Origin of the sequence: Streptomyces sp. NPDC026092 (assembly GCF_040638605.1) — a bacterium.
GTDB lineage: Bacteria > Actinomycetota > Actinomycetes > Streptomycetales > Streptomycetaceae > Streptomyces.
The window spans coordinates 162,419-187,617 of the sequence record NZ_JBEZYN010000014.1 but is presented as its reverse complement, the minus strand read 5'-3'; the positions used below and the strand labels follow the sequence as shown (position 1 = coordinate 187,617).

Sequence of the window (25,199 nt, the reverse complement as noted above, 5' to 3'; positions counted from 1 at the left end):
GCCCTCCCGTCAGGACCGCCTCGAACAGCGGTACGCCGTACCGCTAGCATGCGCGCCCATGAACGAAGACCTGCGCAATGTCGTGCTGGGTGTGCTGGCGACCGGGCTCAGCGCCTCACTGGGCTGGCTGACCCGGACGTATCTGTGGCGCCGGAAGCTCCGGCGCAAGCAGGCGTTCTTCGGGCTGCGCGACGGATCCGAGTGCCTGCTCGTGGTGAACCGTCAGGCGGGCAGCGAGCGGGCGGTGCACCATGTCGACGTCTCCGCGCTGCTCGAACTCTCCGCCCTGATCAAGGACTGCGGGGCGCGCCCGGAGATAGTCCAGCACGACGAGGCCAGGCAGGGGCTCGGCGACCGCGCGGAGTTCTGCGTCGGCGGGCCGTACTCCAACCACCGGATGGCGGCGCATCTGTCGTCCCTGCTGCCCGGTCTGACGATGAACGTGGAGACGGAGCCGGCGGCGGACCGGGGCATGTTCACGGTCGGGGGCGAGGTGTACCGGTGCGTGAACGGGTCCACCGAGCATGTGGTCCTCGCCCGTCTCACCGGCGGCGAGGGCGGGCTGCCGGTCTTCCTGCTCTGCGGCCAGGCCGCGGTCGCCAACCGGGCCGCGAGCCGCTATCTGGCCCGGCACCACGAGAAGTTGGCGCGGAAGTACGGCTCCGGTCCCTTCGTGCTGCTCCTGAAGGTCGTCAACTCGGACGCGTACGGCCCCGATGTGGTGGAGCTGGTCGCCGATGTCACGCGGGCGGCGCGGACTGCGCCCGCAGTCGAACCGGCAGCGACTTGAGGCCGTTGACGAAGTTCGAGACGAGGCGGCGGGGCGGGGCGGCGAGTTCGAGGTCGCCCAGGGTGTGACGCGCCTCCTCGTGCAGGACGCGGAGTTGGAGCCGGGCGAAGTGGGCGCCGAGGCAGACGTGCGGGCCCTCGCCGAAGGAGACGTGCGGGTTGGGGTGGCGGGCCAGGTCGAGGCGGTGGGGGTCGGCGAAGACGCGTTCGTCGTGGTTGGCGGAGGCGTGGAAGACGACGACCTTGTTGCCGGCGGCGATGTGCCGGCCGGCGAGTTCGGTGGCGTGGGTCGCGGTGCGCCGGAACGAGAGCACGGGCGGGTGGACGCGCAGGAGTTCCTCGACGGCCCGGTCGAGGGCGACCTCGCCGTTCCAGAGTCGTCGGCGTTCGTCGGGGTGGCGGGCGAGGGCGAGCAGTCCGCCGGGGGCGGCGCTGCGGACGGTGTCGTTGCCGGCGACGGTCAGCAGGAAGAAGAACATCTCCAGCTCGGCGGGCCGGAGTTCGGAGCCGGCCAGCACGCTCATGACGTCGTCGGCGGGATGCTTCCTCTTGTACGCGGCGAGTTCCTGGGCGTACGCGAACATCTCGGCGAGCATCGCGGGTGAGCGGGGGTTGACGGGCCGTCCCAGGTCGTCGAGGACGGGTGGCTCGTCGGGGTCCTGGTAGGCGATGACCCGCTCGGTCCAGGCGAGCAGCAGCCCCCGGTCGCTCGCGGGGACGCCGAGCAGGTCGGTGAGGTTGAGCAGCGCGTAGTCGTCGGTGACGGCGCGGACGAGGTCGACCTCGGGTCCGTCGTCGAGGGCGCCCTGCAGCAGCTCCCGGGCCCGTGCCCGCGCGGTGTCGGTGAACCGTTCGATCCGCCCGGGTGTGAAGGCCCGGCTGACGAGTCGCCGGAGTCGGCCGTGGTGGGGAGGGTCCTGATTGAGCATCATCCGTCGGATGAACGGCAGGTCGGCGGGGTCGGGATCACGGATCTGCGTGGCGCCGAGGTACGAGGAGTAGGCGTCGGGCTCCCTGAGTACCCGTACGACGTCGGCATGCCGCGTCACGGCCCAGAACCCGCTCCCGGCGGGCCATCCGAGGACCTCGTGCTCCTCCTGCCAGGCGACGGGCCTCCGGTCGCGCAGCGCGCGGTAGGCGTCGTGCGGGACGCCGTCGGCGTAGATCCTGGGATCGAAGACATCGCAGGCATCGAAGGCATCGGGAACGTCACTGTCACTCGCCACGCCCCCACCCTGGCCCGCCGGCCCCCGCTTTTCCAGACGGCCCCTCACTCCCCGGTGCGTGTCCAGAGGCTCAGGTCGCTGCTCGTCGCGACGGCGAGCGTCCGCCCGGACGGGGAGAAGCCGGCGGCGCGGAACTCGGACCAGGTCGCGTCGAACACGTGCCACCACGTCTCGCCGTGGAGCCCGCGCCAAGGCGCCCCGCCTTCGGCGGAGAGCAGGACGCGATGGTGGGGCCAGGCGGGCGCGACGGCGTCCACGCTCCACCCGCCGTGGGCGGTGGTGTGCAGCCCGCCGCCGTAGAGCCCGGCGATGTGCACCCGCTGCCGCGTCAGGGGCCCGAGTCCGGGGCAGGAGAGATCGGGGCCTTCGGGTATGTCGTCCTCGGGGTCACGGTCGCGGGCGATCTTCTCTCCGGAGACGGCGTCGAACAGCCCGTGCCCGGTGCTCGAGACGACCATGACGAGGTCGTGCCCGCTGCGGGGGTCGACCCCGAAGCCGATCCCGAGCAGTCCGCCCACCGCTGCGTACGGCTGGAACACCGAGCGCCAGGGCGGGGGCGGGTCGACCCGCGGTGCGGCGAGCACGCGCTCCCTCAGGTCCTTCTGGTACGGCGAGAGCCCGGGGGTGTCGGACATGCGGTGGTGCTCCTTCGGGGCGGGGCGGCCAGGCGGTTTCGGTGGCCGAGTATCGCCCATCTCACATCCGACATCACCGAAATAGATCGGATTATCGCAACCTCCTCCGTCCTGATGTCCTCTTCCCTCGGCAAGAGAGATCACTCAGGAGGTTGTCCCTGTGAACCGCATCCGCCCGCGCGCCCTGCTCACCGCCACCGCCGGGGTCCTCGCCGTCGCCGCGCTCAGTTCGTGTTCCGGGGGTGCGGCGGCCGCCGGAGGCGAGGGCGGGAGCGGCGGGGGGAAGGAGGTTCCGCCGATGCGGATATCCGTGAACCTCACCGGTGAGAGCGCCAAGGCCGGTGAGCCGGTCACCGTGACGCTCGCGGAGGGGAAGCTGCGTGAGGTGACGGTGACCGACTCCAAGGGTGCGCGGCTCGACGGGAAGGTGGCCGCGGACGGGAAGACGTGGACGTCGGCGCGGAACGCCACGCCCGGGACCGCGTACGCCGTCGAGGCGCGGGACGGCGCCGGGGCCACCGCGAAGGCCGCGTTCACCACGGCCGCCCCCGAGAAGGTCAACAAGCTGACGCTCGCCCCGGGGAAGAACACCACGGTCGGCATCGCCCAGCCGCTGTCGATCGTCTTCGACCACCCGGTGAAGAACAAGGCGGACGTCGAGAAGCACCTCAAGGTCACCACCTCGAACAACACCGAGGGCTCCTGGGGCTGGATGCAGGACTGGTCGGGCAAGGACCGGGTCGACTGGCGGCCGAAGGAGTACTGGAAGGCCGGTACGAAGGTCACGCTCGACGCCTCCCTGAGCGGGATCGACTCCGGCACCGCCGGCGGCTGGTTCGTGCGTGACTACACGACCACCTTCTCGATCGGGAAGAACCAGCTGGTCAAGGTGGACCTCGACAACCACCGGCTGACGTTGCTGCGCGACGGCGTCACCGTGAAGGACGTCCCCATGTCGGCCGGTACGCCCGGGGGCGAGAAGGCGTCCTGGCGCGGGAAGACCGTGCTGATGTCCAAGGAGGGCACCATCAACATGCGTTCCGAGACCGTCGGCCTCGGTGACGCCTACGACAAGATGGTCGACTACTCGATGCGGCTGACCTGGTCGGGCATGTACGCGCACGCGGCGCCGTGGAACGCGGCGTACTTCGGCAACGCCAACAAGAGCTCCGGCTGCATCGGGATGAGCGACGCCGACGCGAAGAGTGTGTACGACACGGTCCAGGTCGGCGACCCCTTCGAGGTCACCGGTTCCGACGCCAAGGGGACGCAGGCCCTGAACAACGGGTACGGGGAGTGGAACCTCTCCTGGTCCGACTGGCAGGCCAAGAGCGCCCTGCGCTGATCACGGTCCCTCGCGCGTTCAACAATCGTTACCGTCGCGTAACTTACCGACCAGTTACCTCAGGTAAGCCCAGCCGGTTACCGTCGGGTCACTTTTGCACTGTCCCCACCAGTGACACGAGCAAGGAGTGACCCCCCGTGCGCGTACCTCTCACCCTCGCCGTCTCGGCCGCCCTGGTGGCCGGGACGGCCCTCGGGCTCGCCCCCGCCGCCACCGCAGCCCCGTCCGCCGCCACCGCCGCCCCCTCCGTACGCTTCGTCGACATCGTCGGCGACGGCGGCACCGTCCTCAAGGCCAACGTCGTCACCCCGGCCGGCGCCGGCGCCTCGGCCCGCTACCCCGTGATCGTGCTGCCCACCAGCTGGGCCGTGCCGCAGATCGAGTACCTCGTCCAGGCCCAGAAGCTCGCCGACTCCGGTTACGTCGTGGTGAGTTACAACTCGCGCGGCTTCTGGCAGTCCGGCGGCGAGATCGAGACCGCGGGCCCCAAGGACGTGGCCGACGCCTCCAAGGTCGTCGACTGGGCGCTCGCGAACACGCCCGCCGACCCGGCCAAGGTCGGTATGGCGGGCGTGAGTTACGGCGCCGGGATCAGCCTCCTGGCCGCCGCGCACGACAAGCGGATCAAGGCCGTCGCCGCGCTGAGCGGCTGGGCGGACCTCATCGAGTCCATCTACAGCGGCCGCACCCAGCACCTCCAGGCCGCCGCCCTCCTCGGCGGCGCGGGCTATCTCACCGGACGCCCCGGTCCCGAACTCAAGGCGATCCTGGGCGACTTCCTCTCCTCCAACCTCGCCAAGGAAGGCGAGATGATCGCCTGGGGCGAGAAGCGGTCGCCCGCCGCCTACCTCGACGAGATCAACGCCAACGGCGCCGCCATCATGCTCGGCAACGCCTGGGGCGACACCATCTTCCCGCCCAACCAGTACGCCTCCTTCTACGAGAAGCTCCAGGGCCCCAAGCGCCTGGAGTTCCGCCCCGGCGACCACGCCACCGCCGAGGCGACGGGCCTGCTCGGGCTGCCCAACGACACCTGGACCAGCGCCCACCGCTGGTTCGACCACCACCTCAAGGGCGTCGACAACGGCATCGACCGCGAGCAGCCCGTCCAGCTCAAGTCGCGGTCCACCGGCGGCTACGAGGGCTACCCGGACTGGAAGTCGGTCGGCGCGAACGAGCGGAAGATCGCCCTCGGCGGCTCCCAGCGGATCTGGGCGAACGTCGACTCCGGCGCCAACGGCGGTGTGGTCCTGCTCTCCAACCTCCTGGACCAGCTGGTCAAGGCCCCGCCCGTCGCCTCCATCCCCCTCCTCCCCCGCTCCTTCGCCGGCGTGTGGCAGTCGGAGCGGTACGACACGCCCCAGCGGGTGCGCGGTACGGCGAAGCTGCACACCACGGTCACCTCCACCAAGGAGAGCGGCACCCTCGTCGCGTACCTCTACGACGTGGGCCCGCTCGGCCTCGGCAAACTGGTCAGCAACGCGCCGTACACCTTCCACGGCAAGACTCCCGGCACTCCTTTCCCCGTGGACCTGGAGCTGTTCTCCACGGCCTACGACGTCCCCGCGGGCCACCGGCTCGCCGTGGTCGTCGACACCGTGGACCCGCTCTACATCGAGCACAACCCGACCGGCGCGCAGCTGACCTTCTCCTCCCCTGCGGCCGACCCCTCGTACCTGTCGGTCCCACTGCGAGCGGAGTGATCACCGGCTGCTGCCGGGCGGGCTTGGCTCCCCGCGAGCTACTGCGCGGCCGCTACGGCCGCGTGGGGGGACCCCCACCCGGCAGCAGCGTCCCTGGTTCGGCCGGGGCGACATCCACGGCCTGTGTCTTGGGACTGCGCCGCTCCCTCCTGGCCACCCAGGTGGCGAACCAGGAGAGGAGCACGCACATCCCGATGTAGATCGGCGAGATGATCATGACGACGGGGATGAACGGCAGGTCGTAGTCGAGGTTCGACGCGATCAGCTTCCCCGCGTGCAGGAACTCCTCGTAGGTGATGAGGTATCCGAGCGAGGTGTCCTTCAGCGCCACCACCAGCTGGCTGATGATGGCGGGCAGCATCGCGCGCAGCGCCTGCGGTGCCAGGACGTAGGTCATCACCTGGGTCTTGCGCAGTCCGAGTGCGTACGCGGCCTCCCCCTGGCCCCGGTCGACCGAGTTGACGCCCGTACGGAACACCTCGGCGAGCACCGAGCCGTTGTAGAGGGTGAGTCCGGCGACAAGGGCGGGCAGCGGCTGGACCTTCAGCGCCACGAAGATGAAGAAGATCATCACAAGCACGGGCATGGCGCGGAAGAACTCGACGAGCAGCGTCGAGACCCAGCGGAAGACCGCGCGTTCCGAGAGCCGGCCGACCGCGAGGACGGCGCCGAACGCGAGCGAGAGCACCGAGGCGTACGCGAAGGCCTTGAGGGTGTTCCCCAGTCCGCGGAGCAACAGCTCCTGGATGCCGACGTATTCGAAGGGCGACCACTTGGTGGCCGTGAACTGGTCGGTGTCGAAGAGGAGATAGAGGATCCAGCCGGCCAGGGCCAGGATGACGACGGTCGAGATGAGGCCGTAGAGGAGGTGGCGTTGACGGGTGCGTGGTCCCGGGATGTCGTAGAGGGCGGTGGAATCGGTCATCGGGCGACTCCCCAGCGCTTCTCCATGACGTTGAAGATCGCGCTGATGGTGAGGGTGATGATGAGATAGCCGACGGCGATCCAGACGAAGGTCCAGACGATGTTGTAGCCCAGTTCGCTCAATGTCTTGTAAGTGCCGAGGAGTTCGTTGACGCTGAACGCCCCGGCGATGGCGGAGTTCTTGGCGAGCGCGATCAGGGTGGAGCCGATGGGCGGGATGACGGAGCGGAACGCCTGGGGCAGCACGACCGCGTTGAGGGTCTGACTGAACGTCATGCCGAGGCTGCGAGAGGCCTCTCCCTGGCCGCGTGGGACGGTGTTGATGCCGGACCGCAGGACCTCGCAGATGAAGGCCGAGGTGTAGCAGCCGAGCGCGAGGACGGCGAACAGCTCGAAGGGGAGCACGAGTCCGAAGCGCGGCAGGCCCAGCATCACGGCGAAGAAGAGCAGCGTGAGCGGGGTGTTGCGCAGGATGGTCACCCAGACCGTGCCGAAGACCCGGAAGGAGCCGACCGGTGCGACCCGGAAGGCAGCCATCACGAAGCCGAGGACGAGGGCCAGGGCCGAGGAGTAGACGGTGAGTTCGACGGTGCCGAGGAAGCCTTCGCCGTAGGTCTCGAAGTTGTCTGTCAGGACGTCCATGCCGGGCTCCTCCTCAGCTCGCCGGGTAGCGGTCGATGGCGGGCGGCTGCGGGGCGGGCACCCCCGAGAGGCCGAGGGTCACGTCGTAGGCCTTCTTCCAGTCGCCGTTCTTCTCGTGGAACGCGAGGGCGTCGTCGAGGGCGAAGCGCAGGGCGTTGTCGTTCCGGGGGACGCCGACGCCGTACGGCTCCTTGGAGAACGGCTTGCCGACGACCTTGAGTTCGTTCGGGACCTTGGCGGCGTAGCCCATGAGGATGGTGTCGTCGGTGGTGACCGCGTCGACCTGGTAGGTGAGCAGGTTGTCGACGCAGACGGAGTACGTGTCGTAGGCGACCAGTTCCGCCTTCGGGTAGTCCCGCTCCATCCGCTGGTACGGGGTCGATCCGGCGGCCGAGCAGACCCGCTTGCCGTCGAGGTCCTGGGGGCCGTGGATGTCGTTCTCGTCGGTGCGCACGAGCAGTGACTGGCCGGCCATGTAGTAGGGGCCCGCGAAGCCGACGAGCTTCTTGCGGTTGTCGTTGATGGTGTAGGTGCCGACGTAGTAGTCGATCTGGCCGTTCTGCAGGGCGGTTTCGCGGTTGGCCGAGGCGATGGTCCGGAAGCTGATCGTGGCCGGGTCGAAGCCGAGGGAGGCGGAGAGCATCTTGGCGATCTCGATGTCGAAGCCGGAGTACGTTCCGGTGGCCGGGTCCTTCTCCCCCATGTAGGGCTGGTCCTCCTTGGCGCCGACGACGAGGTGGCCGCGCTTCTTCGCCCGTTCCCAGGTCGGCGAGTCGGGCAGTTGGAACGCCGACTGGACCTGGTAGACGGGGAGTTCGTCGGGCTGCGGTCCCTTGACGGGCGGACTGCCCTCCTTGCCGCAGGCAACCAGGGCGGTCAAGGAGACGGCGAGCAGCGCGAGGACGGTGAGAGGACGTCGCGTACGGTGCATGTGGTGTCCGCCCCCGCTCAGTGCTTGAGGATCTTGGACAGGAAGTCCTTGGCGCGTTCACTGCGCGGGCTGGTGAAGAACTCCTCGGGTGTGCGGTCCTCGACGATGCGGCCGTCGGCCATGAAGACGACCCGGTTGGCGGCGGAGCGCGCGAAGCCCATCTCGTGGGTGACGACGACCATGGTCATGCCCTCGCGGGCGAGCTGCTGCATGACCTCCAGGACCTCGTTGATCATCTCGGGGTCGAGGGCGGAGGTCGGCTCGTCGAAGAGGAGCGCCTTGGGGTCCATGGCGAGGGCGCGGGCGATCGCGACGCGCTGCTGCTGGCCGCCGGAGAGCTGGGCGGGGAACTTGTCGGCGTGGGCGGCGAGGCCGACCCGGTCGAGGAGCTCGCGCGAGCGTCGGTCGGCCTCCTCCTTCTTGCGCTTGCGGACCTTGATCTGCGCGAGGGAGACATTGGCGAGGACGGTCTTGTGCGCGAAGAGGTTGAAGGACTGGAAGACCATGCCGACCTCGGCACGGAGCCGGGCCAGCGCCTTGCCCTCCTCGGGGAGGGGCTGTCCGTCGATGATGATCTCGCCCGACTCGACGGCCTCCAGCCGGTTCATGGCCCGGCAGAGGGTCGACTTCCCCGAGCCCGAGGGCCCGATGACGACGACGACCTCCCCGCGCCCGACGGTGAGACTGATGCCTTGAAGGACGTGCAACGTGCCGTAGTGCTTGTTGACGTCACGCAGCTCGATCAACGGATCGACGACCGCCATACGCTCCCCTGCCCCTTTTCAGCCGTGTCGAGGTCAGCGCAAACTATCCGGCGCAAAAGGGGACTTCATGGTCGACACGCGTAATACCGGTATAAGCCGTATTTACTGCAAAGGGGTGTTCGGCGGGGGTGCGGGCGCTCAGAACTCGGCGGCCTCTCCGTACATCTGGGAGAGCTCCGGCGACCCGGTCATGGCCCAGTCGAGCCCGGCCTCGACCACGTTGATCTCCCGGCCCGAGGCGAGCCGCACCACCGGCTGCCCGCCGGGCCACACCTGCCAGCTCGCGCCCGGCACGTTCCGCACGATGACGGTGCCGAGATAGAGGCCGGCGTCGTTGCCGATCCAGGGCAGCTCCTCCGGATCGTCGCGCCAGCGCGGCGAGAGCTGGTCGAGGGCGGCGAGCGAGCGGGGGCTGTCGTCGAGGGTCACCCCGCGGTCCTGGACTCTGGCGCGCAGCAGCTCGCACTCGGCGAGCAGCTCACCCACCCCTTCCGGGTCGCGGTCGAAGGCCGCGGCCAAGGGGGGCTGATCGGCCTCATGCCGCTTGCGCCAGTTGTCCAGGAACGGGATGTTCATCCGAACAGCGTCGCATTTCACCCTCCCGTGGCACCACCCGGCGCGCGGAGATCATCCACGCCGGGCGCCAGGGAGGCGGATCAGGGGCTAGACGTCCAGGTCGACGACGACCGGGGCGTGGTCGGAGGCGCCCTTGCCCTTGCGTTCCTCGCGGTCGACGTAGCCGTCCTTGACCGCGTCGGCGAACGGCTTGTTGCCGTACACCAGGTCGATGCGCATGCCCCGGTTCTTCGGGAAGCAGAGCTGGCGGTAGTCCCAGTACGTGAACGGGTGGTCGTACTTCAGCGGGCGCGGGACCACGTCCTGGAGGCCCGCCTCGCGGAGCCCGGCCAGCGCGGCCCGCTCCGGCTCGGTGACGTGGGTGAGGCCCTCGAAGGCCGAGCGGTCCCAGACGTCGTCGTCGGTCGGGGCGATGTTGTAGTCGCCGAGGACGGCGAAGGGCCGCTCCCCCGCCGCGTCCTCGGCGACGGCCGCGCGGAGCGCCTCCAGCCAGCGGAGCTTGTACGCGTAGTGCTCGTGGGCGACCTCGCGGCCGTTCGGCACGTACACCGACCAGACCCGGACCGGTCCGCAGGTCGCGGAGATGGCCCGGGGCTCCTCCAGGTCCTCGTAGGCGGGCCCGCCGGTCAGGCCCATGGCGACGTCCTCCAGGCCGACCTTGGAGATCAGGGCCACGCCGTTCCACCGGCCGGTGGCGTTGACCACCGACTCGTACCCCAGCTCGCGCAGCTCGTCGGTGGGGAACTGCTCGGCGGTGCACTTGGTCTCCTGGACGCACAGCACGTCCGTGCCGGTGCTCTCCAGCCAGGCCAGGAGTCGAGGCAGGCGGGCGGTGATCGAATTGACGTTCCAGGTCGCGATGCGCATGAGCGCAAGCCTAACGGCGGGGTGTGACAGTCACAGCTGCGTGGAGTCGCCCGGGGTGAGCCGGCCGTGGTCCGTGCCGCCGAGCGCGCCGATCTGCCGGTCGTAGATCGGCCGGGCGAGGTCGGTGAGCAGGGCGTCGTGGATGTCGATGGCGCGGCGCGGCTTGACCTCGCGTACGTACTCGATGACCTCGGAGATCTTGTTCCAGGGGGCCATCACCGGCAGCATCAGCGTGTCCACCGGCCGGTCCGGGACGGTCAGCGCGTCGCCCGGGTGGAAGACCGCGCCGTCGACGAGGAAGCCGATGTTGGTGATCCGGGGGATGTCCGGGTGGATCACCGCGTGCAGTTCGCCGTGGACCTGGACGTCGAATCCGGCGGCGGTGAACGTGTCGCCGTGGCCGACGGTGTGGACGCGGCCGGGGAAGGCGGCCGACATCTGGTCCGCGACGCTGCGCAGGGTCCAGATCTCGGCCGCCGGGTTGGCCTCCAGGCCGGCCCGGAGCCGGTTCTCGTCGAAGTGGTCGGGGTGCTCGTGGGTGACGAGGAGGACGTCGGCGCCGAGGGCGGCGTCCTCCTCGCTGAAGTTCCCGGGGTCGATGACGAGCGTCCGCCCGTCCTTCTCCAGGCGGACGCAGGCGTGCGACTTCTTCGTCAGCTTCACGGGACTCCCCCTCACGACGGGCCGTACGGGCCCGGCCAGCCTACGCCTGAGGGGTGGTCTCCTCCTTGATCGCCCTGCCCACGACGCGCAGGGCGCTCTCGGCGGCCGGAAGGCCGCAGTAGACGGCGGTCTGGAGCACGACCTCGCGCAGCTCGTCGGGGGTGAGGCCGTTGCGCAGGGCGGCCCGGGTGTGGTCCGCGAGGGCGTCGAGATGGCCGCCCGCGATCAGCGCGGTCAGGGTCACGCAGCTGCGGGTACGGCGGTCCAGGCCGTCCCGGTTCCACACCTCGCCCCAGGCGTAGCGGGTGACGAGGTCCTGGAGGTCGGCGCCGAACGCGTCGGCCCTGGCCTGCTCCACATGGGCGTCGCCGAGGATCTCGCGGCGAAGCCTGTCCCCCCGTTCGTACGGGTCGGGGCGCGCGCTCCCGGTGGCCTCGTCGGCCGGCTCGGCGGGCGCGATCTCGGCGACGGGCACGACGGAGGCGGAGACGGGCGGCATCGGCGGCGCCGGCAGCGTGGCCTGGGTGTCGTGGACGATCCCGGCGAAGTGGTCGATGAGCAGCTCGGTGACGGCGGCCGGCTGCTCCACGGGGGCGAGGTGGGAGGCGCCGGGGACGACCGCGAGCCGGGCGTCGGCGATCCCGGCGACCAGGGTGCGTGCCTCGGCGGGGCCGGTGACCTGGTCGTCGGAGCCGACGAGGACCAGGGCGGGGACGCCGATCCGGCCGATGGCCTCGCGGACGTCGAAGAGGGCGAGCGCCTCGCAGGCGCCGATGTAGCAGCCGGGGTCGGTGGTGCGGACCATCTGCACGGCCCATTCGACGATGGCGGGCTGGGCGGCGCAGTAGGCGGGGGTGAACCACTGCTCGGGGGCGGTACGGGCCATGGGGTCGAGGCCGTTGGCGCGGACGATCACCCCGCGCTGGCGGAACTCGTCGGCGCTGCCGAACCGGGGCGACGTGGCGACCAGGGCGAGCGAGGCGACCCGGTGGGGTGCGCGCAGCGCGAGGTCGAGGCCGACGGCGCCGCCGATGGAGCAGCCCGCGTAGCCGAAGCGCTGGACGCCGAGGTCGTCGAGGGTGGCGAGCAGCCGGTCGCCGAGCTCGGCGACGGAGGTGAAGGGCCGGGCGGGCGCCCCGCCGTGGCCGGGCAGGTCGAACCGGACGACGCGCCACTGCCGGGTCAGCTCGGGTATCTGCCGGTCCCACATGTGCATGGTCGTGCCGAGCGAGGGGCCCAGGACCAGAACCGGGGCGTCTTCTCTCCCGTCGAGGCGGTATTGCAGGGTGTTCGTCGGTGTCTCACTCACCCGCAAGACCCTCTCATCTCTCACCGGCTCCGACATCGCCGGGTCGAAACTTGCGGCTCCTGTCCCACATGGCGGGCGCTACTTCGTCCCTGTGAAGGTCGCGAAGACCACCGTGTTGGCCCGATAGCCGGTGTCGCTCGACCAGTCGCCGCCGCAGGTGATCAGCCGCAGCTCGGGGCGGCCCGAACCGCCGTAGACCTTGTCGTCGGGGAATCGGTCCTTGGGATGGACCTCGACCGCGTCGACGGTGAAGAGGGCCGTACGTCCGTCCTCGCGCTCGATCTCGATCCTGGCGCCCCGGGAGAGGGCGTCGAGCCGGTGGAAGACGGCGGGGCCGAGCGGGGTGTCCACGTGTCCGGCCACCACGGCCGTGCCCGGCGCCCCGGGGGCGGGGCCGTCGGCGTACCAGCCGGCCACGGTCGGGTCGGACGTGGGCGGGGGACGCAGCGCTCCGGCGCGGTCCAACTCCAGGGGGATGAGGCCGACGTTGATCCCGATGTCCGGAATCCTGAGCCACGCCGCGTCGGACGCGGGCAGCGGCCGGGGTCCGCTGCGGTCCCGTTCGGCCCCGGCGGCGGGCCGGGCGGGCGCCGGTGGGGCCTGCGCGGTCGTCGGCGGCCGCGAGCCGCCGTCGCCGCCGGGTACGTGGACGAGCAGGACGATGCCGACGAGCGTCGCCCAGGCGAGCGCCCTGACCGAGGGGACGCGCCGGGACGGCGCTCCGTCCGGCCTCGGCCCGGAGCCGTTCTTCATGCGGATCGTGCCTCCGCTGGATGACGGCCCCGGATCTCCTCGCGGAGCCGGGGCCGTGGCTGTGGCTGTGGGGCGTGGGCCCGTCGGGGCGTGGCCCCGTGGGCTCAGGAGGAGTTCCGGTCGGCGGTGGCGCGGCGGTGCCTCCTGATCAGGAAGCCCGCGGCGGCGCCGCCGATGAGCAGCGCGCCGACGGCGTACGGGCTGCCGCCGCCGTCCCCGTCCGCGGCGGCGGCGGCCCAGCCGAAGCCCGCTGCCACGGCACCGTTCGGCCGGCCGGAGATCTGGTAGGTGAGGGTCTGCTTGATGCGGGGCGGGCACTTGAGGGTCACGGTGTCCGTGCCGGAGCGAGCGTCCCACGGGAGCGTGAACTCACCGACGAGGACGCCCTTCCGGTTGCCCGGCAGGAGGTGGAACTGCCCGGCCACCTCCGACTCCCCCTTGCCGTAGGTCTCGTTGCCACAGGCGGTGGTGGTGACGGTGACGGTGCTGCCGGGGGTCGCCTTCCTCGGGTTGACCCAGGCGTCACCGGTGGGCGCCGCGACGGCGGCGGGTGCGGACAGGGCGAGGGTGCTCAGGACCAGGGCGAGCTGGATTCCTGTACGTGCGAGACGCATGCTTCTTCTCTCCTTCGGCGGAGCTTTCCTGGCCGGCTGGACCGCGCGGCACCTGTGCTGTGCTCCGAGCACGAGAAGATCCCCGACCGGTGATCACCGCAACGGGAGGATCGCGCCCGATGTCCCCCGGTCGGGGCCTTGATCATCCTTGCCTCTGATCATCGCCGCAGGTCACGGCGGCCCGTGCGCTGCGCGGAAACGCATGGCGTCCCGCGCGCGAACGGGCTAGGCGTGTCCCCGGGAAGCGGTCAGCCCCGGCCCAGGATCGCCGTGACGGCTTCCCGCAACGCCGCCACGGGTTCCGCCGACGCCCCTTCGGACCGCCACGCGACGAACCCGTCGGGGCGGACGAGCACCGCGCCGTCCGCGGTGACGCCGTGGGCCTCCGCCCAGTCCGTGTCGCTCTCGGGCGCGAGCTCCGCGTCGGACCCGTCGCCGATCCGGTACGAGTCGAGCGGCACCGCCAGCTCCTGCCCGACGCGTGCCGCCGCGGTGTGCCAGCCCCCGGGGCCGGCCTCGGAACTCAGGAGCACCAGGGACCGCTCGTACAGGTCGAGGGTGGAGACCCGGCCACCGGCGCGGTTCAGCCACAGGTGGGGTGCCCGGCTCCCGGGTTCGCCGGTCAGCCGCAGTCCGTCGGACACGACCGGCAGCGTCGGGTCGGCGCCCAGGACGGCGCCCTGCGGATAGCGGTAGCCGAGCACCTCGTTGAGCAGGCCGCCCTTCCTCCCCTTCGGGCTACCGGCGCCGGCGCCGGGGCCGGGGGCGTACCCGGGGTGGCTGTGTTCGACCGACCGCGACGAGGCGCGGGCGCTCGTCGCCTCCGCCACCGGCCGGCGCTCCGCGTCGTAGGACGCGAGCAGGCCGGGGCCGGCCCAGCCGCCCAGGACGGCGGCGAGCTTCCAGGCGAGGTTGTGCGCGTCCTGGATACCGGTGTTGGAGCCGAACGCGCCGGTCGGCGGCATCTCGTGGGCGGAGTCGCCGGCGAGGAACACCCGGCCGTCCGCGTACCGTTCGGCGACTCTCTGGGCCGCGTGCCAGGGAGCTCTGTCCGTGATCTCCACATCGAGGTCCGGCACTCCCACGGCCCGCCGGATCTGGTCCCTGCACCGCTCGTCGGTGAACTCCTCGAGCGTCTCGCCGTGTTCGGGGTGCCAAGGGGCGTGGAATACCCAGCGCTCCCGGTTGTCGACCGGCAGCAGGGCCCCGTCGGCCTCCGGGTTCGTCAGGTAGCAGACGATGAAGTGCCGGTCGCCGACGACGTCCGCGAGGCCGCGGGAGACAAAGGTGACGCTCACGTTGTGGAAGAGGTCGCCCGGACCGTTCTGCCCGATGCCGAGCAGCTCGCGGACCGGGCTGCGCGGGCCGTCCGCCGCGACGAGGTAGTCCGCGCGGATGGTGGTGTGCTCGCCGGTGTCGCGGCTCTTGACCTGTGCGGTCACCCCTTCGGCGTCCTGCTCGAACGACATCAGCTCCGTGGAGAACCGCAGATCCCCGCCCAGCTCCCGGGCGCGTTCCAGCAGCACCGGTTCGAGGTCGTTCTGGCTGCACAGGCACCACGCGGCGGGGCTGAAGCGGGCGAGACCGCCGCCGGGGTCGATCTCCTTGAACAGCCACTCGCCGACGTCGCCCACCAGGCTGGGCGTCTGCAGGATGCCGCTGTTCTCCGCCAGAACCGAGGCGGCCTTCTGGATGGACGGCTCGAGCCCGGCCGAGCGGAACACCTCCATCGTGCGCACGTTGTTGCCGCGGCCGCGCGGGTGGATCGAGGTGCCCGAGTGGCGCTCGACCAGGGTGTGCGGCACTCCGAGACGTCCCAGGAACAGCGAGGTGGACAGGCCCACCAGCGAGCCGCCGACGATGAGTACGGGCGTGCGGTGACCTGCTGCTTCGCCGGTCACGTCGAATCGGTTCATTGTTCGTCTCCCGGCGTCCTGCGACGCGAGTCGGGGATGGGATCCAGATTCAAGCCCTTCGGTGACGTGTCCGCGTGCCGGGGGCACCCGGATGACACGCGGTTCACTCGTCCGCTCGTTCGGGCTCGCGCGCTCTCGGCGCTGCTGTCAACCATCGACACATCACGACTCCGGCGTTTCGGTCGCGTAGGTCGTTCCCACCCCCCACCGAGAAGAGAAGAGGTGTGCCGGATGGCCCCCTCGGGACGCATCTCGCAGTCGGCGTTCGACGGCTCCAAGCTGCGAGTGATCCTCCTGCTCGACCTGTACGAAGGAGCTCAGCAGCAGTTCCTGGACGCGTACGAACTCATGCGCAAGCAGGTCGCCTCCGTTCCCGGTCACATCAGTGACCAGCTCTGCCAGTCCATCGAGAACCCCTCGCAGTGGCTCATCACCAGCGAGTGGGAGAGCGCTCCGCCGTTCCTCGCCTGGGTGAACAGCGAGGAGCACGTCCAGACGGTCAAGCCGATGCACAGCTGTGTCCGGGACACCCGTTCGATGCGCTACAGCATCCTCCGGGAGACCGGTCCGGGTCAGCGGGCCTCGCGGGCCGCGGCAGCGGCGGACGTGCAGGTCGCCCCCCGCGTGGGCGACGGTGTGGCGCGCCACGCCCTCACCTTCACCGTCAAGCCGGGCTCCGAGTCGAAGGTGGCGGAGCTCCTGGCCGGGTACGAGTCGCCCCGGGCCCAGGTCGACGAGACCACACGGCTGCGCCGTACCTCCCTGTTCATGCACGGCAACCGTGTCGTGCGGGCCGTGGAGGTGGAGGGCGACCTCCTCGTGGCGCTGCGGCACGTGGCCCGTCAGCCCGAGGTACGCGCGGTCGAGGAGGCCATCAACCCGTACCTGGAGCAGGACCGGGACCTGACCGACCCCGAGTCGGCGCGGGTGTTCTTCACCCGGGCCGCGCTCCCGGCCGTCCAGCACGTGGTGTCCAGCCGGCCGGCACCGGCCGAGCTGCGGCGGCACGCGCTGTACTACCCGGCCAAGGAAGGCCGCGGGATGGAGCTGGCCCGGCTGCTCGCCCACCAGGACCGGGCCGCGGCGGACGATCCGGACAGCCCGGTGTACGGCAGCACCGTGTTCCAGCGCGACGACATCGTGGTGCGCCTGGTCGACCTCACGGGCGAACTCGACCTCGACCCCGTCGCCTCCCTCGGGCTCAAGGGCTCCGGGAAGGCAGCGGAGCTCGAACTCCTCCTCGACGGCGCCGCGATCGGCGTCGAGGGCTCCCTGAAGACGGAGCGCAACCTCAACCGGCTCCTGTCGCACGCCGACATGCTGCCCGTCACCGACCGCTCGGCGGATTCCTGACGGCCGGTCACGGCCCCGTCGCAGTCGCTCCCCAGCACGTCACTGCCACATCCGGAGGTACCAACCATGCTCAAGCAGCGTCCACGCATCGTGAACCTGGACGAGACGGAACCCAACCGCAGGCGGGGAGGTGACCTGCGGGCCATGCTCACGCCGGCCACGGTGGGTTCCACCAGCGGCTTCATGGGCCTGGCCATCGTTCAACCGGGCGAGCGCATCGGCGAGCACTACCACCCGTACTCCGAGGAGTTCGTGTACGTCGTCTCGGGCGCGCTGGAAGTGGATCTGGACGGCGAGACGTACGCGCTCACGACCGATCAGGGTCTGCTGATCCCGATCGACATGCGGCACCGCTTCCGCAACGTGGGTGACGTGGAGGCGCGCATGGTCTTCCACCTGGGCCCGCTCGCCCCCCGGCCGAGCCTCGGCCACGTCGACACGGAGGGCACCGACGAGGCCGAGCTCGCCGCGGCGGGCCCGCACCTGACCGTGGGCGACCCGGGACAGGTGTCCGAGCGAAGCGGGGCCATCGAGTGACCCGGCGAGTGGCCGTCACCGGTATCGGTGTGGTCGCTCCGGGCGGCACCGGAGCGAAGGCGTTCTGGGACCTCCTCGCCGCCGGCCGTACCGCGACCCGCGGCATCACCCTGTTCGACCCGGTCGGGCTGCGCTCCCGCATAGCCGCCGAGTGCGACTTCGACCCGGCGGACCACGGCCTCGACCCGGAGCTGAGCCGCCACGCCGACCGGTACATCCAGTTCGCCGTCGTCGCCGCCGGGGAAGCCGTCCGCGACTCCGGACTCGACACCGAAGCCGAGGACCCGTGGCGCGTCGCCGTCTCCCTGGGCAGCGCCGTCGGCGGCACCACCCGGCTCGAACACGACTACGTCCTGGTCAGCGAGGGCGGGCAGCGGTGGGACGTGGACCACCGCACGGCCGACCCCAAGCTGCACCTGGCGTTCTCGCCGAGCACGCTCGCCTCCGTCGTGGCCGAACAGTTCGGCGCCCGCGGCCCGGTGCAGACCGTCTCCACCGGCTGCACCTCCGGCCTCGACGCCGTCGGCTACGCCTTCCACACGATCGAGGAGGGCCGGGCGGACGTCTGCATAGCGGGTGCGTCGGACTCCCCGATATCCCCGATCACCATGGCCTGCTTCGACGCCATCAAGGCCACCTCGCCCGACAACGACGACCCGGAGCACGCCTCCAGGCCCTTCGACAACAACCGCAACGGTTTCGTCATGGGCGAAGGCGCGGCCGTGCTCGTGCTCGAGGAGTACGAGCACGCCAGGGCCCGCGGTGCGCACATCTACTGCGAGATCGGCGGCTACGCCACCTTCGGCAACGCGTACCACATGACCGGTCTGACCGGCGAAGGCCTGGAGATGTCCCGGGCGATCGACTCCACGCTCGACCAGGCCCGGCTCGACCCGACGCTGATCGACTACGTCAACGCGCACGGCTCGGGCACCCGGCAGAACGACCGGCACGAGACCGCCGCCGTGAAGCTGTCCCTGGGGGCGCACGCCTACGACACGCCCATGAGCTCCATCAAATCCATGGTGGGGCACTCGCTGGGCGCGATCGGCGCGATCGAGGTGGCCGCCTGCGTCCTCGCGCTGAAGCACCAGGTGGTACCTCCGACGGCGAACTACGAGACCCCCGACCCCGAGTGCGACCTGGACTACGTGCCGCGCACCGCCCGCTCCCGGAAGCTCAGGAACGTGCTCTCCGTGGGCAGCGGATTCGGCGGCTTCCAGTCCGCGGTCCTCCTGACGGGGCCGGGCGGGAGGACACGATGAGCACTGAGCGCCCACGGCGGGCCGTCGTCACCGGCATCGGTGTGATCGCCCCCAACGGATTGCGTGCCGACGCGTACTGGAAGTCCGTCCGGGAAGGGCTGGGCGTCCTGGACCGGATCACCCGTGAGGGGTGCCAGGACCTGCCGCTCAAGGTCGCGGGCGAGGTCCGGGGCTTCGACGCCTCCGCCCTGATCGAGGAGCGTTTCCTCGTCCAGACCGACCGCTTCAGCCACTACGCGATGGCCGCGGCCCAGCTCGCCCTCGACGACGCCGGCATCGCCCACGACGACCCGGCGGAGCCCTTCGAGATCGGCGTCGTCACCGCGGCCGGTTCCGGCGGCGGCGAGTTCGGCCAGCGGGAGCTCCAGAAGCTCTGGGGTCAGGGATCCAAGTTCGTCGGCCCGTACCAGTCCATCGCCTGGTTCTACGCCGCGAGCACCGGCCAGATCTCCATCCGGAGCGGCTTCAAGGGACCGTGCGGGGTGGTCGCGAGCGACGAGGCGGGAGGCCTGGACGGCCTCGCCCACGCCGCCCGGGCCGTACGGCGTGGGACCGGTGCGGTGATCGTCGGAGCGGCGGAGGCGCCGCTCGCCCCGTACTCGATGGTGTGCCAGCTCGGATACCCGGAGCTCAGCACCGTCGAGGACCCGGACCGCGCCTACCGGCCCTTCACCCAGGGAGCCTGCGGCTTCGTCCCCGCGGAGGGCGGCGCGATGCTCGTCGTGGAGGACGAGGACCGCGCCCGCGACCGGGGAGCCACCGTCCGGGCCGTCGTGGCCGGTCACGGCGCCACGTTCACCGGCGCCTCCCGGTGGGAGGAGTCCCGGGAGGGACTCGCCCGCGCCGTCCGCGTCGCCCTCGACGAGGCCGGCTGCGCGCCCGAGGAGATCGACGTCGTCTTCGCGGACGCGCTCGGCGTACCGGAGGCGGACCGCGCCGAGGCGCTGGCGATCGCCGACGCCCTCGGGGCACACGCGACCCGCGTTCCCGTCACGGCGCCCAAGACGGGCATCGGCCGTGCCTACTGCGGGGCGCCCGTCCTGGACACCGCCGCCGCGGTCTTCGCGATGGAGCACGGCGTGGTCCCGCCCACCCCCAACGTGTTCGACATCTGCCACGACCTCGATCTGGTGATGTCCCGCGCTCGCCCCGCCGAGCTGCGCACGGCCCTGGTCCTCAGCCGGGGACTCATGGGATCCAACGCGGCGCTGGTCGTGCGCCGCGGCGACGACTCCGCCCGGTAGGACCGGGCGGGAAGGAGAGCACAGATGATCACCACCACCCTGACCTTCGACGAACTCGCCGCGCTGATGAAGCAGTCGGCCGGGGTCACCGTCGACGCCCGGGAGCTGGAGAAGGCGCCGGACGCGCCGTTCGCCACCCTCGGCGTCGACTCGCTCGGCCTGCTCGGGATCGTCGGCGAGCTGGAGAACCGGTACAGCGTGGCGCTGCCCACGGACGCCGAGCGCTCCAAGACGCCGGCCGAGTTCCTCGGCCTGGTCAACACCGCCCTCAAGACGGGAGTCTGACGTTGTCCGGTCACACTGACAACAGCATCACCATCGACGCCCCGCTCGACCTCGTCTGGGACATCACCAACGACATCGAGAACTGGCCGCGCCTCTTCAGCGAGTACGCCTCTCTCGAAGTGCTCTCCCGCGAGGGCGACTCCACCACCTTCCGCCTGACCATGCACCCGGACAAGGACGGGAAGGTCTGGAGCTGGGTGTCGGAGCGCACCGTCGACCGCCCCGGGCGGACGGTCCGCGCCCGCCGGGTCGAGACCGGCCCGTTCGACCACATGAACATCCGGTGGGAGTACGAGGAGACGCCGGCCGGCGTCCACATGCGCTGGGTGCAGGACTTCGCGATGAAGCCCGAGGCTCCCGTCGACGACGCCTGGATGACCGACAACATCAACCGCAACTCCCAGACGCAGATGGCCCTCATCCGGGACCGCATCGAGCAGGTCGCCCGCGACCGCCGGAGCGCCTCGGTCCTGCCCGGCTGACCGCACCCGGCCGGGTCCCCGCCCTCCCCCACACCCGCACTCCCAGGAAGGACGCTCGATGCACCACGCTCTGATCGTGGCCCGCATGGTGCCCGATTCGGCGCCGGCGATCGCCGATGTGTTCGCCGCCTCCGACCGCGGCGAACTCCCGCACCTTGTCGGCGTCACCCGGCGTCGCCTGTTCCAGTTCGGTGACGTGTACCTGCACCTCATCGAGTCGGAGCAGGACCCCGCGCCGGCCATCGCGAAGCTGACCGGCCACCCGGAGTTCCGGGACACCAGCGAGCGACTGTCGGCGTACGTCAGCGCGTACGACCCGCAGACGTGGCGGAGCCCCAAGGACGCCATGGCCCAGTGCTTCTACCGCTGGGAGCGCGACGGGGGTTCCTGACCCCGAGATACGCACGGCAGCACAACCCGAGGCCGCCCGCCCCGCGAACGACGCGGAGCGGGCGGCCTCGGGTTTCGGGTCTGCCGGACCTCAGCCGGGAACGGTGCACTCGAAGGCGTGGAGGTACGCGTTGACCGGGCGGATCTCGTCGATGACGAGCCCCGCGTCCGTCAGCCGGTCGACCATGCTCTGCCGGGTGTGCTTGGCACCGCCGACATTGAGGAGCAGCAGCAGGTCCATGGCGGTCGTGAACCTCATCGACGGCGTGTCGTCCACGAGGTTCTCGATCACGACGACCCGGGCGCCGGGGCGGGCCGCCCCGCGGACGTTGGCGAGGGCCCTGCGGGTGCTGTCGTCGTCCCACTCCAGGATGTTCTTGATGATGTACACGTCCGCCTGGACCGGGATGGACTCCCGGCAGTCCCCGGGCACGACGCGGACCCGGGAGGCCAACGGACCGTCCGCCCGCAGGCGCGGATCGGCGTTCTCCACCACCCTCGGCAGATCGAGCAGCGTGCCGTGCAGGTCGGGGTACTTCTCCAGCAGACTCGCCAGGACGTGGCCCTGACCGCCGCCGATGTCCACGACCGACGTCACGCCCCGCAGATCCAGCAGCTCGGCGACATCCTGCGCCGACTGCCGGCTCGACGTCGTCATGGCCCGGTTGAAGACGTACGCGGACTCGGGCGCGTCCTCGTTGAGGTACGCGAAGAACTCCCTTTCGTACACGTCCTCGAAGACGTTGCGGCCGGAGCGCACCGCCTCGTCGAGCTTCGGCCAGACGTCCCACGTCCACGGCTCGGTGCACCACAGCGCGATGTACCGCAGGCTCTGCGGGTCGTCCTCGCGCAGCAGCCGGGACATCTCCGTGTGCGCGAAGGTGCCGTCGGCCAGCTCGGTGAACACCCCCTGGCAGGACAGGGCGCGCAGCAGCCGGCGCAGGGTCCGCGGCTGGGTCTTGACCGCCCCGGCCAGGTCCTCCACGGTCATGGGCGTGTCGCCCAGGGCGTCGGCCACGCCGAGGCGGGCGGCCGCACGTACGGCGGCGGCGCAGGCCGCCCCGAATACGAGTTCCCGCAGCCTCATGGGCGGCGGCGGAGCCGGATCAACAGTCGTCATCTGTCGCCTTGTCTGTGCAGTCGTGCCGTGGGTGAGGGAGTGGGTCCGACCGTTCAGCACATGCCCGCGGGCTCCGAGACCTCACAGGTGTTGCCGCTGAAGGTGTTGCCCTTGCCGGTGTCCCGGTTGGCCAGGTCGGCCGAACCGTTGCGCAGGACGACGTTGTCGCGGATCTCGTTGCGCTCGTTGAGGGCGCCGACGAAGCTCTTGAAGAGCACGATGCCGCCCGACAGCGGCGAGGCGCCGACGTTGTCCTCGATCCGGTTCCGCTCCACCAGCGTCTCCTCGGCGCCGGTGAGGACGATGCCCGAGCCCTGCAGGAAGGGCAGTCGGGGCGTCTTGGGGCAGTGCTTGTTGTTGGCGTGGATGTAGTTCCGGCGCAGTTTCATCGCCCCGGCGCGCGGCGTGGACTCGTCGCCCACCACGAACACAGCGGCGCAGTTGCCGGTCGCCTCGTTGCGGTCGACGGTCAGGTTCCGCAGGCGCCGCACCGTGATGCCGATCCGGTTGCCGGAGAGCCGGTTGTGGCTGATCCGGGTTCCCTCGGCGTCGACGGCCCCGGCCTCCGTGTCGGTGGTGTTGGAGACGAACAGGCCGGCGTCCGCGTTGTCGCGGGCGACGTTGTGGGTCAGCTCGCTGCGGACGGACCGCTCCAGGGCGATGCCCCAGTTGCCGTTCTTCTCGGCCGTCACCCGATGGACCTTCAGGCGGTCGGTACGGGACGCCCACAGGCCGTTCTTGGCAAAGCCCTGGAGCGTGAGCGAGCGCACGGTGACGCCCGTGACGGGACTGCCGTCCTTGCCGGTCACGCAGACGCCGTGACCGGCCTTGGCGCAGATGTCGTCGGAAGCGGCCTTGCTGGGCGCGATGACCGTGGGGAAGACGGTCGAGCCGCGCAGGGTCAGGTCCGATGTGGTGATGCGGACGCTCTCACGGTAGGTGCCGGGAGACAGGACGACGGTGTCGCCCGGCTTCGCGGCGTCCACGGCCTTCTGGATCGATTCGCCGGGCTTCACCCGGTGCACCGTGCGGCTTGCGGTCGTCGGGGCGGCTGCGCCGAGACTCGTGGCCACGACAGCCACGGTGCAGGCCAGGACGGCGATCTGTCGTTTGGTCATGTGTCGAAGCTATGAGCGGGCGTTCCGACCTGCCACCGCTGATCCTCCAGGCGGACCTGGGCATACCTCCCTGCGGTCCACGCGATGGGCGTGGCGCGCGGGTCCTGAGGGGAAACGCCGCTCCGCCGTGGACCATGGGGGCCGCCGAGGGCACCGCTGCGGTGCGGCGGGCAGGGAAGAGGTTTCGGATGCGCAAGTGGTGGCCCTTGGCGGCGATCTGTCTGGGCACCTTCATGCTGCTCCTCGACGTCACGATCGTGGTCGTGGCGCTGCCCGCCATGGCGGCGGACTTCGGCACCACGCTCTCCGACCTGGAGTGGGTGGTGGACGTCTACGCGCTGGCCCTGGCGTCGCTGCTGCTCGGCGTCGGTTCCCGCGCCGACCGGATCGGCCGCAGGAAGGTGTACCTCGTCGGGCTGGTCGTCTTCACCGCGGCCTCGGTGGTGTGCGCGATCGCCCCGAACGCGGGTGTGCTGATCGGCGCCCGGGCGGTCCAGGGTCTTGGCGCCGCCGGGATGTTCGGTACGACGATCGCCCTGCTCGGCATGCACTACAGCGGCCGGGAGCGGGGGGTGGCCTTCGCCGTGTGGGGCGCCACCAACTCGGTCGCGGCGGCGGCCGGGCCGATGGTCGGCGGGCTCCTCACCCAGTACCTGGACTGGCGATGGATCTTCTTCGTCAACCTGCCGGTCTGCCTGGCCGCCGTCGTGATGACCCTGCGCTCGGTGCGCGAGGCCAAGGGCGAGGGCCGGCAGCGTGCGGACGTCCTCGGCGTGGTGACCTTCACGGTGGCCAGCGGGGCCCTCACGTTCGGGCTGATCCGGGCCCACTCCGAGGGCTGGACGGCGCCCTTCACGCTCGGCCTGTTCGCGGCGGCGGCCGTCGGCCTCGCCCTCTTCGTCGTAGTCGAGACGAGACACGAGCACCCCGTCCTCGATCTGTCGCTGTTCCGCAGGCCGTCGTTCACCGGCATCATGATCAGCGCCCTGTTCCTGCAGGGCGCCGCGTTCGCCTATCTGCTGTACGAGTCGCTGTGGATGCAGTCCGTCCTGGGGTACGAGCCCGTCCAGGCGGGTCTGTACATCCTGCCCATGTGCGCCGCCGCGTTCGTCGTCTCGGCGCTCGCGGGCCGCTTCGGCCCCTGGCCGCCCCGGGCGTGCATCGGCGGAGGTCTCGCGCTGATCGCCCTGGGCTCCGGCATGCAGGCCGGCCTCGACGCGGGGTCCTCGGGCAGCAGCCTGGTGGCGGGGCTCGTCGTCGCCGGCCTGGGGGTCGGGCTCGTGACACCGAGCCTGTCGGCGGCGGCCCTGGCCACGGTCCCGCCGGAGCGCGCGGGCATGGTGGGCGGTGCGGTCAACACCTTCCGCCAGTTGGGCTTCGCCCTGGGGATCGCCGTGTTCGGCGTGATCTTCCAGTCGCGGATCGAGCGGGTGCTGAGGGCCGACGGCGGTGTCCCGGACCCGCACGGGACGGCCGCCGCTCTGAGCGGCGGACAGGCCCGGTCGATCATCGCCGGCCGGCCGGAGGGCGAACGCGCCGAGATGGCAGACCTGGTACGGGGGGCGTTCGCGTCCGGCCTGAACGGGGTCCTCGTCGTGGCGGCGGCGCTGGGGGCCGTCGCCTCCCTGCTCGTCGTCGCGACGGTACGCGTCCCGACGGGCGGCGCCGAGCGGCGGAAGCCGGACACGGGCGCGAGCCCGCGCGGACGGGAGACGCAGACGGACGCCGCCCGGTAGCGGGCGGGCGTC

The 25,199-nt window shown here is 71.0% G+C and carries 26 protein-coding genes; 11 read left to right on the top strand and 15 right to left on the bottom strand.

The features are described from left to right. Positions 1–58: 58 nt before the first annotated feature. A complete protein-coding gene (locus AB0F56_RS23275; RefSeq protein ID WP_362012858.1) occupies positions 59–790 on the top strand; it encodes a hypothetical protein in 732 nt (243 codons plus the stop codon). On the opposite strand, the gene AB0F56_RS23270 is transcribed toward AB0F56_RS23275, so the two are convergent. Further along, positions 741–2,015, bottom strand: a complete 1,275-nt coding sequence (locus tag AB0F56_RS23270; RefSeq protein WP_362012855.1) for a cytochrome P450 — start codon at positions 2,013–2,015, stop codon at positions 741–743. The two genes, AB0F56_RS23275 and AB0F56_RS23270, sit on opposite strands and share 50 nt — an antisense overlap. Before the next feature lie 44 nt (positions 2,016–2,059). Continuing rightward, positions 2,060–2,650, bottom strand: a complete 591-nt coding sequence (locus AB0F56_RS23265) for a hypothetical protein (RefSeq protein ID WP_362012852.1) — start codon at positions 2,648–2,650, stop codon at positions 2,060–2,062. A gap of 160 nt (positions 2,651–2,810) precedes the next feature. On the opposite strand from AB0F56_RS23265, the gene AB0F56_RS23260 reads away from it, so the two are divergent. Together AB0F56_RS23260 and AB0F56_RS23255 are read left to right on the top strand one after the other, a co-directional pair. After that, positions 2,811–3,995 (top strand): Ig-like domain-containing protein, encoded by a 1,185-nt coding sequence (locus AB0F56_RS23260; RefSeq protein WP_362012849.1) that lies wholly within the window; start codon positions 2,811–2,813, stop codon positions 3,993–3,995. A gap of 137 nt (positions 3,996–4,132) precedes the next feature. Next, complete coding sequence (locus AB0F56_RS23255) at positions 4,133–5,698, top strand: alpha/beta fold hydrolase (protein WP_362012848.1); 1,566 nt, start codon at positions 4,133–4,135, stop codon at positions 5,696–5,698. Positions 5,699–5,750: 52 nt separating this feature from the next. Here AB0F56_RS23255 and AB0F56_RS23250 read toward each other — a convergent pair whose 3' ends face one another. The 11 genes from AB0F56_RS23250 to AB0F56_RS23200 form a co-directional block, all read right to left on the bottom strand. After that, a complete protein-coding gene (locus AB0F56_RS23250) occupies positions 5,751–6,623 on the bottom strand; it encodes an amino acid ABC transporter permease (RefSeq protein ID WP_362012847.1) in 873 nt (290 codons plus the stop codon). Beyond that, positions 6,620–7,264, bottom strand: a complete 645-nt coding sequence (locus AB0F56_RS23245) for an amino acid ABC transporter permease (RefSeq protein WP_362012845.1) — start codon at positions 7,262–7,264, stop codon at positions 6,620–6,622. Before AB0F56_RS23245 ends, AB0F56_RS23250 begins: the two co-directional genes overlap by 4 nt. A 13-nt stretch (positions 7,265–7,277) precedes the next feature. Beyond that, positions 7,278–8,195, bottom strand: a complete 918-nt coding sequence (locus tag AB0F56_RS23240) for a glutamate ABC transporter substrate-binding protein (RefSeq protein WP_362012842.1) — start codon at positions 8,193–8,195, stop codon at positions 7,278–7,280. A 17-nt stretch (positions 8,196–8,212) separates the two neighbouring features. Further along, on the bottom strand, positions 8,213–8,959 hold the full coding sequence (locus tag AB0F56_RS23235) for an amino acid ABC transporter ATP-binding protein (protein WP_362012839.1): 747 nt from the start codon (positions 8,957–8,959) through the stop codon (positions 8,213–8,215). A 138-nt stretch (positions 8,960–9,097) separates the two neighbouring features. Beyond that, on the bottom strand, positions 9,098–9,535 hold the full coding sequence (locus tag AB0F56_RS23230) for a DUF6278 family protein (RefSeq protein ID WP_362012836.1): 438 nt from the start codon (positions 9,533–9,535) through the stop codon (positions 9,098–9,100). A gap of 87 nt (positions 9,536–9,622) precedes the next feature. Further along, entirely contained in the window at positions 9,623–10,402 is a 780-nt protein-coding gene (locus tag AB0F56_RS23225) for an exodeoxyribonuclease III (RefSeq protein ID WP_362012834.1), read from the bottom strand. 30 nt (positions 10,403–10,432) lie between these two features. Continuing rightward, entirely contained in the window at positions 10,433–11,080 is a 648-nt protein-coding gene (locus tag AB0F56_RS23220; protein WP_362012831.1) for an MBL fold metallo-hydrolase, read from the bottom strand. A gap of 25 nt (positions 11,081–11,105) precedes the next feature. After that, complete coding sequence (locus tag AB0F56_RS23215; protein ID WP_362012828.1) at positions 11,106–12,410, bottom strand: alpha/beta fold hydrolase; 1,305 nt, start codon at positions 12,408–12,410, stop codon at positions 11,106–11,108. Between the two features lie 42 nt (positions 12,411–12,452). Next, complete coding sequence (locus tag AB0F56_RS23210) at positions 12,453–13,127, bottom strand: class F sortase (RefSeq protein WP_362012825.1); 675 nt, start codon at positions 13,125–13,127, stop codon at positions 12,453–12,455. A 104-nt stretch (positions 13,128–13,231) separates the two neighbouring features. Further along, a complete protein-coding gene (locus AB0F56_RS23205; RefSeq protein ID WP_362012824.1) occupies positions 13,232–13,741 on the bottom strand; it encodes a sortase in 510 nt (169 codons plus the stop codon). Positions 13,742–13,989: 248 nt separating this feature from the next. After that, positions 13,990–15,657, bottom strand: a complete 1,668-nt coding sequence (locus AB0F56_RS23200; protein ID WP_362012822.1) for an FAD-dependent monooxygenase — start codon at positions 15,655–15,657, stop codon at positions 13,990–13,992. Between the two features lie 231 nt (positions 15,658–15,888). Here AB0F56_RS23200 and AB0F56_RS23195 point away from each other — a divergent pair, with 231 nt between their 5' ends. From AB0F56_RS23195 to AB0F56_RS23165, 7 genes are all read left to right on the top strand, one after another. Further along, the gene (locus AB0F56_RS23195) at positions 15,889–17,010 is read left to right on the top strand and encodes a SchA/CurD-like domain-containing protein (RefSeq protein WP_362012819.1); all 1,122 of its coding nucleotides are present in this window, start codon (positions 15,889–15,891) and stop codon (positions 17,008–17,010) included. Between the two features lie 66 nt (positions 17,011–17,076). Then, positions 17,077–17,547 (top strand): cupin domain-containing protein, encoded by a 471-nt coding sequence (locus tag AB0F56_RS23190; RefSeq protein ID WP_362012817.1) that lies wholly within the window; start codon positions 17,077–17,079, stop codon positions 17,545–17,547. Continuing rightward, positions 17,544–18,812, top strand: coding sequence for a beta-ketoacyl-[acyl-carrier-protein] synthase family protein (locus tag AB0F56_RS23185; RefSeq protein WP_362012815.1), 1,269 nt, complete (start codon positions 17,544–17,546; stop codon positions 18,810–18,812). Before AB0F56_RS23190 ends, AB0F56_RS23185 begins: the two co-directional genes overlap by 4 nt. Further along, positions 18,809–20,056, top strand: coding sequence for a ketosynthase chain-length factor (locus tag AB0F56_RS23180; protein ID WP_362012812.1), 1,248 nt, complete (start codon positions 18,809–18,811; stop codon positions 20,054–20,056). The genes AB0F56_RS23185 and AB0F56_RS23180 overlap by 4 nt, the downstream gene beginning before the upstream one ends. A 24-nt stretch (positions 20,057–20,080) precedes the next feature. Beyond that, positions 20,081–20,341 carry an acyl carrier protein gene (locus AB0F56_RS23175; protein ID WP_362012809.1) on the top strand — a complete coding sequence of 87 codons (261 nt, stop codon included), beginning with the start codon at positions 20,081–20,083 and terminating at the stop codon, positions 20,339–20,341. Between the two features lie 2 nt (positions 20,342–20,343). Further along, positions 20,344–20,823, top strand: coding sequence for an SRPBCC family protein (locus AB0F56_RS23170; protein ID WP_362012805.1), 480 nt, complete (start codon positions 20,344–20,346; stop codon positions 20,821–20,823). Between the two features lie 58 nt (positions 20,824–20,881). Then, entirely contained in the window at positions 20,882–21,214 is a 333-nt protein-coding gene (locus AB0F56_RS23165; RefSeq protein WP_362012803.1) for a TcmI family type II polyketide cyclase, read from the top strand. A 90-nt stretch (positions 21,215–21,304) separates the two neighbouring features. Here the strand turns inward: AB0F56_RS23165 and AB0F56_RS23160 are convergent, their stop codons facing one another. After that, positions 21,305–22,333 (bottom strand): methyltransferase, encoded by a 1,029-nt coding sequence (locus tag AB0F56_RS23160; protein WP_362012801.1) that lies wholly within the window; start codon positions 22,331–22,333, stop codon positions 21,305–21,307. Between the two features lie 53 nt (positions 22,334–22,386). Beyond that, complete coding sequence (locus AB0F56_RS23155; protein WP_362012798.1) at positions 22,387–23,451, bottom strand: right-handed parallel beta-helix repeat-containing protein; 1,065 nt, start codon at positions 23,449–23,451, stop codon at positions 22,387–22,389. A gap of 188 nt (positions 23,452–23,639) precedes the next feature. Between AB0F56_RS23155 and AB0F56_RS23150 the strand changes: the two genes are divergently transcribed. Beyond that, positions 23,640–25,187, top strand: a complete 1,548-nt coding sequence (locus AB0F56_RS23150) for an MFS transporter (RefSeq protein WP_362012795.1) — start codon at positions 23,640–23,642, stop codon at positions 25,185–25,187. The last annotated feature ends 12 nt before the right edge of the window (positions 25,188–25,199 follow it).

Excerpts from the sequence above, each read along its gene's own strand:
- AB0F56_RS23235 (WP_362012839.1), bottom strand. The coding sequence starts at position 8,959 with ATGGCGGTCGTCGATCCGTTGATCGAGCTGCGTGACGTCAACAAGCAC.
- AB0F56_RS23240 (WP_362012842.1), bottom strand. The coding sequence starts at position 8,195 with ATGCACCGTACGCGACGTCCTCTCACCGTCCTCGCGCTGCTCGCCGTC.
- AB0F56_RS23195 (WP_362012819.1), top strand. The coding sequence starts at position 15,889 with ATGGCCCCCTCGGGACGCATCTCGCAGTCGGCGTTCGACGGCTCCAAG.
- AB0F56_RS23180 (WP_362012812.1), top strand. The coding sequence starts at position 18,809 with ATGAGCACTGAGCGCCCACGGCGGGCCGTCGTCACCGGCATCGGTGTG.
- AB0F56_RS23155 (WP_362012798.1), bottom strand. The coding sequence starts at position 23,451 with ATGACCAAACGACAGATCGCCGTCCTGGCCTGCACCGTGGCTGTCGTG.
- AB0F56_RS23165 (WP_362012803.1), top strand. The coding sequence starts at position 20,882 with ATGCACCACGCTCTGATCGTGGCCCGCATGGTGCCCGATTCGGCGCCG.
- AB0F56_RS23245 (WP_362012845.1), bottom strand. The coding sequence starts at position 7,264 with ATGGACGTCCTGACAGACAACTTCGAGACCTACGGCGAAGGCTTCCTC.
- AB0F56_RS23210 (WP_362012825.1), bottom strand. The coding sequence starts at position 13,127 with ATGAAGAACGGCTCCGGGCCGAGGCCGGACGGAGCGCCGTCCCGGCGC.
- AB0F56_RS23175 (WP_362012809.1), top strand. The coding sequence starts at position 20,081 with ATGATCACCACCACCCTGACCTTCGACGAACTCGCCGCGCTGATGAAG.
- AB0F56_RS23250 (WP_362012847.1), bottom strand. The coding sequence starts at position 6,623 with ATGACCGATTCCACCGCCCTCTACGACATCCCGGGACCACGCACCCGT.
- AB0F56_RS23265 (WP_362012852.1), bottom strand. The coding sequence starts at position 2,650 with ATGTCCGACACCCCCGGGCTCTCGCCGTACCAGAAGGACCTGAGGGAG.
- AB0F56_RS23225 (WP_362012834.1), bottom strand. The coding sequence starts at position 10,402 with ATGCGCATCGCGACCTGGAACGTCAATTCGATCACCGCCCGCCTGCCT.
- AB0F56_RS23200 (WP_362012822.1), bottom strand. The coding sequence starts at position 15,657 with ATGAACCGATTCGACGTGACCGGCGAAGCAGCAGGTCACCGCACGCCC.
- AB0F56_RS23215 (WP_362012828.1), bottom strand. The coding sequence starts at position 12,410 with ATGTCGGAGCCGGTGAGAGATGAGAGGGTCTTGCGGGTGAGTGAGACA.
- AB0F56_RS23160 (WP_362012801.1), bottom strand. The coding sequence starts at position 22,333 with ATGACGACTGTTGATCCGGCTCCGCCGCCGCCCATGAGGCTGCGGGAA.
- AB0F56_RS23275 (WP_362012858.1), top strand. The coding sequence starts at position 59 with ATGAACGAAGACCTGCGCAATGTCGTGCTGGGTGTGCTGGCGACCGGG.
- AB0F56_RS23205 (WP_362012824.1), bottom strand. The coding sequence starts at position 13,741 with ATGCGTCTCGCACGTACAGGAATCCAGCTCGCCCTGGTCCTGAGCACC.
- AB0F56_RS23190 (WP_362012817.1), top strand. The coding sequence starts at position 17,077 with ATGCTCAAGCAGCGTCCACGCATCGTGAACCTGGACGAGACGGAACCC.
- AB0F56_RS23230 (WP_362012836.1), bottom strand. The coding sequence starts at position 9,535 with ATGAACATCCCGTTCCTGGACAACTGGCGCAAGCGGCATGAGGCCGAT.
- AB0F56_RS23150 (WP_362012795.1), top strand. The coding sequence starts at position 23,640 with ATGCGCAAGTGGTGGCCCTTGGCGGCGATCTGTCTGGGCACCTTCATG.